Annotated in this window: 11 protein-coding genes and 1 pseudogene; 5 read left to right on the top strand and 7 right to left on the bottom strand. The window is 68.8% G+C overall.

Annotated features, from left to right (window positions below; genetic code table 11):
• Positions 1 to 78 precede the first annotated feature (78 nt).
• Positions 79 to 561 carry a DUF1456 family protein gene (locus CXG43_RS00420; protein WP_101098228.1) on the bottom strand — a complete coding sequence of 161 codons (483 nt, stop codon included), beginning with the start codon at positions 559 to 561 and terminating at the stop codon, positions 79 to 81.
• A gap of 124 nt (positions 562 to 685) precedes the next feature.
• Between CXG43_RS00420 and CXG43_RS00415 the strand changes: the two genes are divergently transcribed.
• A complete protein-coding gene (locus tag CXG43_RS00415; RefSeq protein ID WP_101098227.1) occupies positions 686 to 1,168 on the top strand; it encodes a hypothetical protein in 483 nt (160 codons plus the stop codon).
• A gap of 79 nt (positions 1,169 to 1,247) precedes the next feature.
• A complete protein-coding gene (locus tag CXG43_RS00410; RefSeq protein WP_101098226.1) occupies positions 1,248 to 2,000 on the top strand; it encodes an SDR family NAD(P)-dependent oxidoreductase in 753 nt (250 codons plus the stop codon).
• A gap of 257 nt (positions 2,001 to 2,257) precedes the next feature.
• On the opposite strand, the gene CXG43_RS00405 is transcribed toward CXG43_RS00410, so the two are convergent.
• The 4 genes and pseudogenes from CXG43_RS00405 to CXG43_RS00390 form a co-directional block, all read right to left on the bottom strand.
• Positions 2,258 to 3,130, bottom strand: coding sequence for an SPOR domain-containing protein (locus tag CXG43_RS00405; protein WP_101098225.1), 873 nt, complete (start codon positions 3,128 to 3,130; stop codon positions 2,258 to 2,260).
• A gap of 20 nt (positions 3,131 to 3,150) precedes the next feature.
• Positions 3,151 to 4,839: an arginine--tRNA ligase gene (argS, locus tag CXG43_RS00400; protein ID WP_101098224.1), complete on the bottom strand. Its 1,689-nt coding sequence runs from the start codon at positions 4,837 to 4,839 to the stop codon at positions 3,151 to 3,153.
• A gap of 139 nt (positions 4,840 to 4,978) precedes the next feature.
• Positions 4,979 to 5,691: pseudogene (radC, locus tag CXG43_RS00395) on the bottom strand (DNA repair protein RadC).
• Positions 5,692 to 5,749: 58 nt separating this feature from the next.
• The gene (locus tag CXG43_RS00390) at positions 5,750 to 6,394 is read right to left on the bottom strand and encodes a response regulator transcription factor (protein ID WP_042613332.1); all 645 of its coding nucleotides are present in this window, start codon (positions 6,392 to 6,394) and stop codon (positions 5,750 to 5,752) included.
• 185 nt (positions 6,395 to 6,579) lie between these two features.
• Here CXG43_RS00390 and coaBC point away from each other — a divergent pair, with 185 nt between their 5' ends.
• From coaBC to CXG43_RS00375, 3 genes are all read left to right on the top strand, one after another.
• The gene (gene coaBC / locus CXG43_RS00385) at positions 6,580 to 7,851 is read left to right on the top strand and encodes a bifunctional phosphopantothenoylcysteine decarboxylase/phosphopantothenate--cysteine ligase CoaBC (protein WP_101098223.1); all 1,272 of its coding nucleotides are present in this window, start codon (positions 6,580 to 6,582) and stop codon (positions 7,849 to 7,851) included.
• Complete coding sequence (gene dut, locus CXG43_RS00380; protein ID WP_101098222.1) at positions 7,848 to 8,336, top strand: dUTP diphosphatase; 489 nt, start codon at positions 7,848 to 7,850, stop codon at positions 8,334 to 8,336. The genes coaBC and dut overlap by 4 nt, the downstream gene beginning before the upstream one ends.
• A 76-nt stretch (positions 8,337 to 8,412) precedes the next feature.
• Complete coding sequence (locus CXG43_RS00375; RefSeq protein ID WP_232767502.1) at positions 8,413 to 10,689, top strand: phosphomannomutase/phosphoglucomutase; 2,277 nt, start codon at positions 8,413 to 8,415, stop codon at positions 10,687 to 10,689.
• Between the two features lie 292 nt (positions 10,690 to 10,981).
• Here CXG43_RS00375 and CXG43_RS00370 read toward each other — a convergent pair whose 3' ends face one another.
• Positions 10,982 to 11,698 (bottom strand): response regulator transcription factor, encoded by a 717-nt coding sequence (locus CXG43_RS00370; RefSeq protein WP_101098220.1) that lies wholly within the window; start codon positions 11,696 to 11,698, stop codon positions 10,982 to 10,984.
• Positions 11,682 to 14,342, bottom strand: a complete 2,661-nt coding sequence (locus CXG43_RS00365) for a sensor histidine kinase KdpD (protein WP_101098219.1) — start codon at positions 14,340 to 14,342, stop codon at positions 11,682 to 11,684. Before CXG43_RS00365 ends, CXG43_RS00370 begins: the two co-directional genes overlap by 17 nt.
• Between the last annotated feature and the right edge of the window lie 8 nt (positions 14,343 to 14,350).

Here is a 14,350-nt window from a genome sequence, read left to right as displayed (position 1 = left end):
TAAGGTCGTCGGCAGCGTCAGAGGTGTATAAGGGACAGCCCGACCCCTGCACCGTATGCAGCTGTCGCTCTGAGCGACTCAGCCGTTCGAAGAGGAACCACGCACGCGCAGCACCAGGCCCTTCAGGAAGTAGCGCATCAACTGGTCGCCCGCCTTGCGGAAGTGCTTGTGGTCGCGCTGGCGGAACACCGCGCTCAACTCCGGTTTGGAGACTGCAAAGCCCGCCGCCTGGAAGATCTCCTGCAGGTCCACGTCACGCAGCTGGAAGGCCACGCGCAGCTTCTTCAGGATCAGGTTGTTGTCGATGCGCGTCTCGATCGCGCGCTGTGGCTGGCTCTCGTCGCGGCCGCGCAGGTGCACGATCAGGCCATCCAGCACATGGGCCAGCGCCTCGTCGCTGCAGGGCTCGGCACCCGCTTCGTTGTCCGGCTTCAGCCAGGCATTGACCTGCTCGGCGGTGACCGGGAAGGCAGGGTCGGCCAGCTCGCACAGCACCACCATGTGGTTGTCGCTCAGGTCCAGGGCAAAGCGCAGGCTGCGCAGCACATCGTTGTTGATCATTGTCTTCCACACCGCCGGCAGGGAGCGCCGGGACCTGCATTGTACCGCCCGCGCCGCTGTCATCCTGCGGTCATCGAACTGCAGCACAGTGCGCCCCTCGACCCCTGAAGCAGGATTGCCCGCCATGCGTCCCTGGATTCCCTTGCTGCTGGCCGTCTTGCCGGCCGCCTGCCCGGCGGCGGCGCAGGACCGCTATGTGCCGCTGGAGCAGCGCATCGACGCGGCGCGGCTGGCCGACGTCGGCCTGACCCCGGACCAGCTGCAGCAACTGAACCGCCTGCTGCGCGAGACCCAGCCGCAGGCGCCGACGGCAGCCGATGCGCCGCCGCCTGCCGACCGCGCCACGCCGACCGCTGCGGCCCCGATGTTCATCGGCCTCGACGACGGCCCGATCAAGGCGCATGCCACCGGCACCATCAGCGGCTGGCAGCCGGGCATGCTGTTCACCCTCGACAACGGCCAGCAATGGCAGGTGCTGAAGGGCGAAATGACCCTGCGCCGACCGCTGCAGGATCCGCCCATCGAGGTGGTGCCCGGCATCGCCGGCCGCTGGTTCCTGCAGGTGGATCCGGACCTGCCGAAGGCGCGCGTATTCCGCGTGCGCTGATCGCGGGCGACCGATCCGGCAAGGCAGGTGGACGCTGACAGTGCCAGAATATCGGTCTGGATCTTTCTGGAGTTGCCTGATGACCCGTACCGTCCTGATCACCGGCGCCACCTCCGGCTTCGGCGCTGCCGCCGTCCACCGCTTCGCCAAGGCGGGCTGGAAGGTGATCGCCACCGGCCGTCGCGGTGAGCGCCTGCAGCCCCTGGTGGACGCCTACGGTGCCGACCAGGTGCACGCGGCGGTGTTCGATGTCCGCGACGCAGTCGCCATGGAAGCGGCACTGCTGGCGTTGCCGCCGGCGTTCGGGCAGATCGACCTGCTGGTCAACAATGCAGGCCTTGCGCAGGGCACGCTGCCGGCACAGCACGCCAAGCTGGAGGATTGGCGCACGATGATCGACACCAACGTCACCGCGCTGGTCACGCTCACCCACCGCCTGCTGCCGCAGTTGGTGGAGCGCAAGGGGGCGATCATCAACATCTCTTCGGTGGCCGGCGTCTACCCGTATCCGGGTGGCAATGCCTACGGCGGCACCAAGGCCTTCGTCAGCCAGTTCTCGCTGGGGCTGCGTTCGGACCTGCACGGTACCGGTGTGCGGGTGACCACCATCGAACCGGGCATGGCTGAAACCGAGTTCACCGTGGTGCGTACCCACGGCGACCAGGCCGCGTCGAACAAGCTGTACACCGGCGCCAACCCGATGACTGCCGAAGATATCGCCGAGCAGATCTACTGGGTGGCCAGCCTGCCGCCGCACCTGAACATCAATCGCCTGGAACTGATGCCGGTCAGCCAGTCGTATGCCGGCTTCCAGGTGGCACGCGAAGGCTGAGGCCGCCCGGCGAAGCATCCGCGGGGCGAACGGCCGAGCCCCTCGTGGCTGGTCGCGAAGAGCTTGTTCTCGTGCGCGGGCCGGGCAAGGCTGGGCGGGGGACGGCAAAAACAGCTCCTGTGGGCCTCGGCTCGCGCCATCCATGGCGCTCCACGCCCCCGCCCGACCTTACCGCCCGGCCCTGCCACGGATCGCTTGGCGTCCACCACGGTAGAAAGAAAAAGAGCGTGGAGCTGACCTGCGGACCGTGGCGGATGTTACTGCGCCTTGATCGCCATCGCCTGCAGGCCGGTTCCATCCAGCTTCTGCTTGGCTTCGGACAGCTCGCCTGCGGTGCCATACGGCCCCATGCGCACGCGATACACCGTCTTGCCGCTGATCTGCGCCGATTCAACCCGCGCAGCAAGCCCGATCATCGCCAGCTTCGCCTTGGTCGCTTCGGCATCGCCGGACGCACCGAATGCGCCGGCCTGCAGGATGTAACGCACGTTGCTTTCGGCAGGCGCGGCTGCAGGCGTGGTCGCTGCGGTCGCTGCAGGCGCGCTGGCGGTGGCGGCCGGCGGTGCGGTGGCGGTGGCCGGCGCGGCGGGACGCTCGCTCAACGGTGTCGGCAGGGCGGCCTGGCGTACCGGCGCCGTGCTTGCCACCGTCGCCGTGGCACCGGTGGTGGTGGCTGCGGTGGAAGCCGGCGCAGGCGCGGCGGCCGGGACCGGCTTGCCTTCCAGCGCCGCCTGCGCGCGCTGCGCCTCGCTGCGGGCAAGGCGCTGTTCCTCAGCGCGCGTGCTCGCAGCCAGCTCTGCATCGGACATCTCCACTTCCTTGCCTGGCAGCAGCGTGTAGAAGTCGTACTGGGTCGCCGCTGGCTTGGCCGGGGTATCCGGCTTGGCCGCTGCAGGCGTTTCCACCTGCGTGCCGACGTCACCCTCGGCTTCGACCACCGGTGCCGGCTGGGCGTTCGGATCCGGACGCGGACCTGCGCGCAGGAAGCCATCGGCATCCCCCTTGAACAGGTTCGGCGCGGCCAGGAACACCACGGCGGCAATCGCCACACCGGCGACCAGCCACACCCACCCCGGCGTTCCCTGGCTGCTGTTGCGCCGTGCCTGACTCTTGCCGCGTCGTGCTGCCATGTCTACTGCTTCTCCAATGCTTACATTTTTTCCGGGGCGCCTACGCCCAGGAGTTCCAGGCCATTGCGCAACACCTGGCGCGCCGCGCTGGCCAGGGTGAGTTTGGCATCGCGGTCGGCGGCATCTTCCACCAGCACCGGCGTCCCGTGATACCACGTGTGGAAGGCGTGCGCCAATTCACGCAGGTACTGCGCCACCAGGTGCGGTTCAAGCGCGATGCCGGCTGCTTCCACCACTTCGGGGTAACGCGAGATTTCATTCATCAGGTTCAGTGATGCCTCGTCCTGCAGCGTGCGCAGCGCGGCCAGTCCCTGTTCCTGCGAATACACCAGTCCCTTCTCCTGCGCCTGGCGATGCAGGCTGCAGACGCGGGCATGCGCGTACTGCACGTAGAACACCGGATTGTCGTTGCTCTGCTGGCGCGCCAGGTCGATGTCGAAGGTCAGCTGCGAGTCCGGCTTGCGCGCGATAAGGAACCAGCGCGTGGCATCACGACCGGCTTCATCGATCAGGTCGCGCAGGGTGAAGTAGCTGCCCGCGCGCTTGGACAGCTTCACTTCCTCGCCGCCGCGCATCACCGTCACCATCTGGTGCAGCACATATTCCGGCCAGCCCTGCGGAATGCCCACGCCCATCGCCTGCAGGCCGGCGCGCACGCGCGACAGCGAGCCATGGTGGTCGGCACCCAGTTCGGTGATCGCGCGCTCGTAGCCACGCTGCCACTTGGTCAGGTGGTAGGCCACGTCGGGCACGAAATAGGTGAAGGTGCCGTCGGACTTGCGCATCACGCGGTCCTTGTCATCACCGAAATCGGTGGAGCGCAGCCAAAGCGCGCCACCCTCTTCATAGGTGTGCCCGGAATCCTGCAGGCGCTGTACCGCTTCGGCGACCTTGCCGTCGTTGTACAGCGAGCTTTCCAGGAAGTAGATGTCGAAGTCCACGCCGAACGCGGCCAGGTCCAGGTTCTGCTCGTTGCGCAGGTAGGCCACGGCGAAACGACGGATCGCGGCCATGTCATCCGGGTCCTTGGCGCCGACCACGGTGGTGCCTTCCAGGTCCACGCTGGCACCGCGCAGGTAAGCGTCGGCCACGTCCTGGATGTAGTCGCCGCGGTAGCCGCCTTCCGGCCAGCCGGCGTCATCGGGCTTGATGCCCTTGGCCCGCGCATGGGTGGACAGCGCCAGGTTTTCGATCTGCACGCCCGCGTCGTTGTAATAGAACTCGCGCTTGGCATTCCAGCCATTGGCATCGAGCACGCGCGCGATGCAGTCACCGATCGCGGCGGCGCGGCCGTGGCCCACGTGCAGGGGTCCGGTCGGATTGGCCGACACGTATTCCACGCCCACCGTCCGACCATTGCCGGACAGGTTGCGGCCGTAGTCATCGCCTTCCTTGATCACGCTGGCGGCTTCGCGCTGGAACGCGCTGCCGGCCAGGTGGAAATTGATGAAGCCGGGACCTGCGATCTCTACCTTGCTGACATCCGCGCTCTGCGGCAGCGCATCCAGCAGGGCCTGGGCGATCGCGCGCGGGTTGCTGCGCGCGGCCTTGGCCAGCAGCATGGCGGCATTGGTGGCGAAGTCGCCATGCTCGCGGGTCTTCGGGCGTTCAACCACGAACTCGGGTGGAATCGAGTCGGCGGGCAGGGTGCCATTGGCGCGCAGGGCTTCGATGCCTTGGCTGATCAGGGCGCGGAGGAGATTTTTCACGTGGCCTGCTGTGAAGTGCGGCGGAATCCCCCATTTTAGCCGATCTGCCCCGCCCCGGCAGACGGGGATAAACCGTGGGGGTTCAGCCCCGTGCCGGCTGCGGCCCCGATGGAGGCGTGCCTGCGGTTCCTGAGGCAGTTCAGCTTCGCGATGGCGGGGCGCTGGCCGGGCCCAGCCATCCTCGTTCAGCAAACGACACGGGCGCGCCTTCCCCTATCACCAGATGGTCCAGCAGGCGCACGTCCAGGTGGGCCAGCAGGGATTGCAGCTCCGCGGTGACCTGGTGGTCGGCGGCCGATGGCTCAGCATCCCCGGAGGGGTGGTTGTGGCTGACGATGACGGCGGCCGCGTTCAGCGCCAGCGCCCGGCGGACCACTTCGCGCGGGTAGATGGACGCGGCATTCACCGTGCCCTGGAACAGCTCCTCGTAAGCCAGCAGGCGATGCTGGTTGTCCAGGAAGAGGGCGACGAATACCTCGTTGGAACGTCCGCGCAGCCGGTGCTGCAGGAAGCGCGCGGCCACCGCAGGGGACTGGACTGGCCCACGCATTCGCCGCGAACCAGTTGCGCGGCAAGATGGCGCTGCGCCAGTTCCAGCGCGGCGGCCAGCGCGCAGCTGCGCGCCGGACCCAGCCCGGGCAGGCGCGCCAGCGCAGGAGCGGGGAGGTCGAGCAGCCTGCGCAGCGGTCCATGCTGGGCCAGCAGATCGCGGGCGGTCTGCACGGCATCGCGCCCGCGTGTGCCCGAGCCGAGGAAGATGGCCAGCAGCTCCGCATCCGAGAGCACGCCGGGGCCCTGCGAGAGCAGGCGTTCGCGGGGTCGTTCCTGTGCGGGCCAGTCGTGGATCGTCATGCCGACAGTGTGGCCACCCACGCTGCGCACGGCCATGGGGCAGCCGCCGCCTGGTGGGTCAGGAAGGGCGTGAGCCCTTGATCGGGTAAGTGCGCAGGAACGCGTGGAGCTCGTGGTTTCCAGTCAGCCCCAGTTTGCGCATCGCATCGGACTTCTGCCGGCTGACGGTCTTCGGACTGCGCCCTCGTTGCTGGGCGATCATGCTGAGGTTCATGCCGCGGCTGAGGCCTTCCAGCACATCGCGTTCGCCCTGTGACAGCGAGGCCGGCGTTGCCCGGTGGGCCAGGTCACGGGCCTGCAGGTGGGAGCGCAGGTGCTGTGAGACGTAGGTCTGCCCGGCAGCGGCACTGCGCACCGCCTGGGCCAGTTCGTCGAAATCCGCGGCTTTGTCCAGCGCGCCATGCACCCCGCAGCGCAGCAGCGTGATCAGCACCGTGGGGCTGGCGGTACCGGTCAGCACCACCAGCGGCAGCCACGGGTGCGCAACGCGGATGCAGTCGAGCAGCTCGGGCCCATCGGGGCCCTTGCCGGGCATGGTCAGGTCGGTCAGCACCACGTCGCACGGCTGGCGCTCCAGCAGGGCAAGCAGGTGAGTGCCGCCGGAGGCCTCGCCGACCACGTCGATGCGTGCGTTCTCCAGCACCACGCGTGCGCCGTGGAGGATGATCGGATGGTCGTCGGCAATGATGGTGCGGATGTACACGGTAGGGTCCTGCGGTCCGGCGGGGCAGGTCCCGGCAACCGCCGGGCGCAAGCGGATGACGCGACAACTGGCATCGTTAAATGCTGTCATACATGTACTTATATCCGTCGGTCATATCGCCCCGAATAGGGGCACTACGGGGCTTTCGGCTAAGCTAATGTCTTTGCGTGCATAGGATTTCCCCGGTGGCTGACTCACCCAAGACTTCCCCGGCGCGGCAGCGTCCGCTGGAAGGGCGCAGGCTGCTGTTGTGCGTGGGCGGCGGCATCGCGGCCTACAAGGCGTTGGAGCTGGTCCGCCGGCTGCGCGATGCCGGGGCGCTGGTGCAGGTGGCGATGACCGCCGGTGCACAGCAGTTCGTCACCCCGCTGAGCTTCCAGGCATTGTCCGGCCAGCCCACGCGCACCACGCTGTGGGACAGCGCGGCAGAACAGGCGATGGGGCATATCGAGCTGGCACGCTGGGCCGACCGCATCGTGGTCGCACCGGGCACCGCCGACCTGCTGGCACGCCTGGCCCAGGGCCATGCCGATGACCTGGTGAGCACGCTCTGCCTGGCCAGCACCGCCCCGCTCACCGTGTGCCCGGCGATGAACCACCGCATGTGGCTGCACCCGGCCACCCAGGCCAACATCGACCTGCTGCGCACGCGCGGGGCGCAGGTGGTGGGTCCGGTGGACGGACCCTTGGCCGAGGGCGAGTCCGGGCCCGGGCGCCTGGCCGAGCCGGACGACATCGTGGCCGCGCTGGTGGCCATCGAACGCACTTCGGATGCAGCAGGCGACGACGCCACGCATGGTCCTTCCGCGCTGGCGGGCCTGCGCCTGCTGATCAGCGCCGGACCCACCTACGAAGACATCGATCCGGTCCGTTACGTGGGCAACCGCAGCAGCGGAAAGATGGGCTACGCGCTGGCCGCGGCGGCTGCCCGGCTCGGTGCCGAGGTCGTGCTGGTCAGTGGCCCGGTGAACCTGCCGACGCCGGCGGGCGTGCAGCGGATCGACGTGCGTTCGGCCGCGCAGATGCGCGATGCCGTGCTGGGTGCGCTGCCTGCGGATATCTATATCGGTGCCGCCGCGGTATCGGATTACACCCCGCGCCAGGTCGCACCGCAGAAGTTGAAGAAGACCGCCGACAGCCAGTCGCTGGTGCTGGAACTGGTCCGCACCGCGGACATCCTGGCCGAGGTGGCCACCCAGACCCAGTCGCTGAAGCTGGTGGTGGGGTTCGCTGCGGAAACCCATGACGTGGAGAAGTACGCGCGCGGCAAGCTGGTGGACAAGCGGCTGGACCTGGTGATCGCCAACCAGGTGGGCCAGGCCGGCGCGGGTTTCGAAAGCGACGACAACGCCGCCACGGCCTATTGGCAGGACGGTGAACAGGTATTCCCGGCCACCTCCAAGACCGAGCTGGCCACGCAACTGCTCGCCCTCATCGCGCAAAGGCTGACCGCATGAACGCTGCATCGCACCCTGTTTCCGCCTCGCTGCAGCCGCTGCAGGTGAAGCTGCTCGATCCGCGCTTCGGCGACAGCTGGCCACTTCCGGCCTATGCCACCGAAGCCAGTGCCGGCATGGACCTGCGCGCGGCGACCGAAGCGCCGCTGGTGCTCGCCCCGGGCGATACCGCGTTGATTCCCAGCGGGCTGGCGATCCACGTCGCCGACCCGAACCTGTGCGCGATCATCCTGCCGCGCTCCGGGCTGGGCCATCGGCACGGCATCGTGCTCGGCAACGGCACCGGCCTGATCGACGCCGATTACCAGGGGCCGCTGCTGATCAGTGTCTGGAATCGGGGCCGCGAGGCCTTCACCATCGAACCCGGCGACCGCATCGCACAGCTGGTTGTCGTTCCCATCGTGCGTGTTGCCCTGCAGGTAGTGGATACTTTCACCGACAGCACGCGGGGCTCGGGTGGGTTCGGGCATACCGGAGTGCGCTGACTCGGGGGACAGGATGATCGGCAGCAAGGGGAAGGGCGTGGCGGTCACGGGACGTACGGGGCCGCTGCTGGCGGCGATGCTGTTGCTGTTGGCGGGGTTGTTCGGCTGGAGTGCGGTGCAGCAGTGGCGCCAGGCCAACACCGGTGCCCAGCTGGAACAGGCGCGCGACAGCGCATTGCAGGGCCTGCAGAAGGCGCTCGACGGTCAACTGCTGCAGTTCGGCAAGCACCTCGAATCCGCACGCGTCGGGCAGGCACTTGCTGCCGGTGACGGAGCCGCAGCGGCGCTGGCGCTGCGCGAAACCTGGACCGGCGTGGAAGAGGTGCAGGTCTGGCCAGCTTCGCTGGAGGCCGCCTACGCCGATCCGGCCGCCTTCGGCTATGCCCGGCTGGCACTGCTTGAAGCGGCGCTGGTCAGTGACAAACCCGTGGCGCGCGTGGTGCGCGATGCCGGTGGCGCGCGCTTGGGCCTGGCGGCGAGCGTGCCGTTGGGCTCCGACGGGCTGGCGCTGGTCTACGTGCGGCAGCCGCTGATGCAGCTTACCGGCCCGCTGGACGCGGTGCGTGCCCCTGCCGAAGGCTATCTGGCGCTGCGCCAGGGCAGCTACAACGTGCTTGAACGCGGTGATCGCAAGCTGGCCGACAGCGGCGAAGTGCTGGCGCGTCCACTGGCCAACAGCAGCCTGCGGCTGGCCGCGGGCGTGCCGTCGATCGAGCCCGGTCCGCTGGGACTGGGGGCGCTGGCCGCTTCGATCGTGGCGCTGTTGCTGGTGCTGATCGCGGTGCTGCTGCTGGTGGGCAAGTCCCGTTTGCCGCTGCCCCGGCGGGCCGCGCGCGAAGGCGCAGAAGAGCAGGGTCCGACCCTGAGCGAGAGCCTGGCGCAGTCAGCCGCCGAGGTGTCGAGCGGCGCGTCGGCGGAGCAGGGCGCCGGTGCCGCACTGGAGCCGCCGCCCTTGGCCGCGAGCCTGGCGGCGGGCATTTTCCGCGCCTACGACATACGCGGCGTGGTCGGCGAAGAGCTGACGCCCAAGGTGGCGGCTTTGATCGGCCAGGCCATCGGCAGCGAAGTGTTGGCGCAGGGCCTGCGCGAAGTGGTGGTCGGCCGCGATGGCCGCCTGTCCGGACCGGAGCTGGCCGCTGGCCTGGCCGAAGGCCTGCGCCGCGCCGGCTGTGATGTCATCGATATCGGGCTGGCACCGACCCCGGTGGTGTACTTCGCCAGCCACCACCTGCGGAGCGGCAGCTGCGTGGCGGTGACCGGCAGCCACAACCCGCCCGAGTACAACGGTTTCAAGATCGTCATTGCCGGGCAGACCCTGTCCGGCGATGCGGTGACCGCGCTGTACCAGCGCATCGTCGAAGGGCGACTGGCGCAGGCGCCATCGCCGGGCAGCTACCAGCAGCGCGAGGTCAACGATGACTACGTGCGCCGGATCGCCGACGACGTGCAGCTGGAACGTCCGCTGAAGGTCGTGGCGGACGCCGGCAACGGCGTGGCAGGTGCCCTGGTGCAACCGTTGCTGGAGGCCATCGGTGCCGACGTCATTCCGCTGTACTGCGATGTCGATGGCACCTTCCCCAACCATCATCCTGATCCGAGCGATCCGGCCAACCTGCAGGACCTGGTGCAGACGGTGAAGCGTTTCGACGCCGACCTCGGCATCGCGTTCGATGGCGACGGCGATCGCCTCGGCGTGGTGACCCCGGATGGCACGATCATCTTCGCCGACCGTCTGCTGATGCTGTTCGCCGCCGACGTGCTGCTGCGCAACCCCGGCGCGATGGTGATCTACGACGTCAAGTGCACCGGCAAGCTGGCCGACTTCGTGCTGCGCCACGGCGGCAGCCCGATGATGTGGAAGACCGGCCATTCGTTGATCAAGGCGCGCATGGCCGAGACCGACGCGGAGCTGGCCGGCGAGATGAGCGGGCACTTCTTCTTCCGCGAGCGCTGGTTCGGATTCGACGATGGCCTGTACGCCGCTGCGCGCCTGCTGGAGATCCTCGCGCTGCGCGAAGAAACCCCGCAGGAGGTGCTGGAAGAGCTGCCGCAGAGCATCTCCACCCCGGAGATCAAGGTGCCGGTGGCCGATGGCACGCCGCACGCGCTGGTTTCACTGGTGGTGAGCGCAGCGCAGTCCGCGGACAACCCGTTCGTGGGTGGCCGCATTTCCACCATCGACGGCCTGCGCGTGGACTTCGCCGACGGCTGGGGCCTGGTCCGCGCCTCCAACACCACCCCGGTGCTGGTCCTGCGTTTCGAAGCCGACAGCGAAGACGCCCTCGAGCGCATCAAGGCCCAGTTCCGCGCCCAGCTGCAGCCCCTGCTGGGCGAGCAGGACCTGGGCTTCTGAGACCGCGCCGAAGGATCCGGTAGCGCCGACCCATGGTCGGCGAGCGCAGCGGCCGCACTGCGCGGAAGGATTCCGCCGAGCATGGCTCGGCGCCACCACGCCCGCCCCCCCCGCCGCGCGTGGGGGCCCGAGCGGGCAGGGGGAACAGCCCCTTGGACAGGACCGTTGGAGCCCCGGACGGGCGGAAACGAGCCCCCATGGATGGGTTCACGGCGTGTCCTGGCCAAGGGGCTGTTCCCCTGCCGGCCCGTAGCATCGAAGACACCAACGCACCACGCCGGCAAGAAAAATCTCATCCCTTGAACCGCAACCCCACGCCGGGCTCGGTGAACACATACCGCGACTCCAGCGCCGAATCGCCCAGCTTCTGCCGCAGCTTGCCCACCAGTATCCGGAGGTAGTGCGTGTCGTGCTGATGCGTCGGCCCCCAGATGTCCTTCAGGATCTGCGGCTGGGTCACCACCCGCCCGGCATTGACTAGCAGCAGCGACAGCAGCGCGTACTCCTTGCGCGTCAAAGGCACTGCAACGCCATCCAGGGTGACCGCGCGGTGCACCAGGTCGATACGCAGGTGTCCGTCATCGAACACCGGCGGCTGGCCGTCCAGCGGTGCCGCACGCGTGCGCAGCAGCATGCGCACCCGCGCCATCAGCTCCTGCGTACCAAACGGCTTGGTCACATAGTCGTTGGCGCCGGCATCCAGCGCACGCACCTTTTCGGCTTCGCCGGCGCGCACGGTCAGCATGATCACCGGCAGCTGGCTCCATTGGCGCAGTTCGGTCAGCACCTGATGGCCTTCCATGTCCGGCAGGCCGATATCCAGGATCACCAGGTCCACGCTCTCGGCCACCAGCCGCTCCAGTCCCTCCTGGCCGCTGGACGCCTGCAGCACCCGGTAGCCCTGCGCCCGCAGGCTGATGTCCAGGAACCGGCGTATCTGCGCTTCATCATCGATCACCAGCACGCAGGCGGGCGGGATCGACGGCGTGCTGTCAGGCGTCAAGGGCATCGGGGTGACCGGCAGGAGTGAGCAGGGGCAGGGTAATCCGTATCAGCGTACCGCGTCCGTCCTCGCCGGCCAGCGCCTGCACGCTGCCGCCATGTGCGCCGACCATCCCCTGGCAGATCGCCAGCCCCAGGCCGGTGCCGTGGCGACCGCGGTCGCCGCGCTCCACGCTGTAGAACATGTCGAAGATGCGCGCGCGTTCGTCGGCTGGAATACCGGGCCCGCGGTCGAGCACGTCGATCACCAGATCGCGCGAGTGCAACCGCGCACTGACCGTGACCGGCGCCGTGGCTGGGGAGAATTTCGCGGCATTCTCCAACACGTTGAACAGCGCCTGCTCGACCAGGGCCGGATGCACCCAGATCGGCGCCAGCGACGCAGGAATGTCCAGCTGCAGCTTCACCTCCGGCTGGTAACGCTGCAGCCGGCGCGCGGCAGACCCGACCAGTTCGTCCACGCCGATCCAGTCGCGGTTGATCTTCAGGCCGTCATGGCCGAGCCGGGTCATGTCCAGCAGGTTCTGGATGTAACGGTCCAGCCGCTCGCCTTCCAGCATGATGGTGTCCAGCAGGGCGCGACGGTCCACCGCATCCATCGCCTGGCCATAACTGGCCAGGCTGTCGGCCGAGCCGATCATCGCCGCCAGCGGCGAGCGCAGGTCATGCGAGACCGACGACAGCAGCGCCGAGCGCAGCCGCTCGGTCTCGTTGCTGACATGCGCCTGTTCCAGCTCGGCCACCAGCCGGGTACGCAGTGCGGCCTGCGCGATGTCGTCGACCATCGCCATCGCCAACTGGCGCTGCTCCGGCGCCAGTCGAGCAAGTGCCGGCGGGAACTGCAGCGCCGCCACGCCGATGCAGCGGGCATCGCCATCGAGCAGCGGCAGGCACCACCACTGCGCCCCTGCCAGGGTATCGGTATAGCGGCCACTGGGCTGCCCGTGGCGCTGCGACCAGTCCGCCGCGGCCAGGTCGGTATCGCCGGGCACGGCGCTGCCGCTGGCGGTCACGTCGGTGCCGATGCGCAGCCACGCCGGCGCATCCAGGGCCTGTTCCAGCGCCTGCCGCCCGGCATCGGCGACCGCCTCGTTGCTGGCTGCACTGCTGAGCTGGCGGCCCAGCTGCTGGCGTGCGTTGGCATGTCGGTTGGACGCGCGCAGGGCGATCACCTGCGTGCGTAGGCGCGATGCCAGTCGGCCGGCCACCAGCGCCGCGGCCAGGAACAGGAAGACGGTGATCACGCCCTGCCGCGCGCTGATCGCAAAGGTGAAGCGCGGGGCGATGAACAGGAAGTTGTAGGCCAGGAAACACAGGCTGGCGGCCAGCACTGCCGCACTGGCGCGGGTGCGCGCCGCCACCAGCACCACCGCCACGATGAACACCATCGACAGGTCGGCCATGCCGACCCAGCGCTCGGCAAACCAGGCCACCAGACAGGCCAGGGTGCAGGCCAGTACCGCCTGCGCCAGCTCGGGTGCACGGCCCGGCGCGGGCGTCAGCAGCCGATCACGGCGCGCCCGCGCGCGCGCGCGCGGCGTGCTGATGATGGTGATCTCGTAATGCGCGCCGTGCTGGATCAACTGCTGGGTCAGTGTGCGGTTGAGCATGCGCGCCAGCGGACGTTCGCGCGTGCGGCCCAGTACCAGGGTGGACACATTGTTGTGCGCGGCGTGGTCGAGCAGCGCGTCGGCCACGCTGGATCCCTGCAGTACTTCGGTATCGGCGCCAAGCCGTCGCGCCAGCGCGAAGGCGCTGTCGATCTCGCGTTGCGTCGCTTCATCGGCACGCCGGCGCTGCACGGTCACCACCGTCCAAGGCGCATCGCGGCGCTCGGCGATGCGTCGCGCCACGCGCACCAGGTACTCGCTCTGGCCGCCGCCGTCGATCGCCACCAGCACGCGCCGCCGCAGCGGCAGCGCACCTTCGCCCCCGGCCGCGCGGACTTCGCGCAGGCTGCTGTCCACGCGGTCGGCTGCCTCCTGCATGGCCAGCTCGCGCAGGGCGGTCAGGTTGGCGGTGGTGAAGTAGGACTGCAGCGCCTGCGATGCCTGTTCCGGGACATAGACCTTGCCCTGCTGCAGCCGCGCGATCAGTTCGCGTGGCGGCAGGTCGACCAGCACGATGTCGTGCAGGCGGTCCAGTACCCCATCCGGCACGGTCTCGCTGACCCGGATGCCGGTGATGCGCAGCACCACGTCGTTGAGGCTTTCCAGGTGTTGGATGTTGACGGTGGTCCATACATCGATGCCCGCATCCAGCAGCTCCATCACATCCTGCCAGCGCCGCTCGTGGCGGCTGCCCGGTGCATTGCGATGCGCCAGTTCGTCCACCAGCACCAGCGCGGGACGCCGCTGCACGATCGCATCCAGGTCCATTTCGTGCAGCAGCCGCTCGCGGTAGGCAACCTGCCTGCGTTCAACCAGCGGCAGGCCCTGCAACAGGGCTTCGGTGTCGGCACGGCCGTGGGTTTCGACCACTCCCACGACCAGGTCCACGCCACGGCGCAGCTGCTCCTGCGCGCGCGTGAGCATGCTGTAGGTCTTGCCGACGCCGGGGGCGGCGCCGAGGAACACGGTCAGGCGCCCGCCGGCATCACGCTGCAGGCCTTCTATGAGGGCGTCGGCCTGGCGGCTGCGGGTATCGGTCATGCCGGCGA

This window comes from Stenotrophomonas sp. Bg11-02, assembly GCF_002836635.1.
GTDB classification, from domain to species: Bacteria; Pseudomonadota; Gammaproteobacteria; order Xanthomonadales; family Xanthomonadaceae; genus Stenotrophomonas; species Stenotrophomonas lacuserhaii.
This window is presented reverse-complemented; position numbering and strand designations above follow the sequence as displayed.

Bases quoted from the DNA above. Each gene is read 5' to 3' on its own strand.
- CXG43_RS00420 (WP_101098228.1), bottom strand. From the start codon at position 561: ATGATCAACAACGATGTGCTGCGCAGCCTGCGCTTTGCCCTGGACCTG.
- CXG43_RS00415 (WP_101098227.1), top strand. From the start codon at position 686: ATGCGTCCCTGGATTCCCTTGCTGCTGGCCGTCTTGCCGGCCGCCTGC.
- CXG43_RS00410 (WP_101098226.1), top strand. From the start codon at position 1,248: ATGACCCGTACCGTCCTGATCACCGGCGCCACCTCCGGCTTCGGCGCT.
- CXG43_RS00405 (WP_101098225.1), bottom strand. From the start codon at position 3,130: ATGGCAGCACGACGCGGCAAGAGTCAGGCACGGCGCAACAGCAGCCAG.
- dut (WP_101098222.1), top strand. From the start codon at position 7,848: ATGAACGCTGCATCGCACCCTGTTTCCGCCTCGCTGCAGCCGCTGCAG.
- CXG43_RS00375 (WP_232767502.1), top strand. From the start codon at position 8,413: ATGCTGTTGCTGTTGGCGGGGTTGTTCGGCTGGAGTGCGGTGCAGCAG.
- CXG43_RS00370 (WP_101098220.1), bottom strand. From the start codon at position 11,698: ATGCCCTTGACGCCTGACAGCACGCCGTCGATCCCGCCCGCCTGCGTG.
- CXG43_RS00365 (WP_101098219.1), bottom strand. From the start codon at position 14,342: ATGACCGATACCCGCAGCCGCCAGGCCGACGCCCTCATAGAAGGCCTG.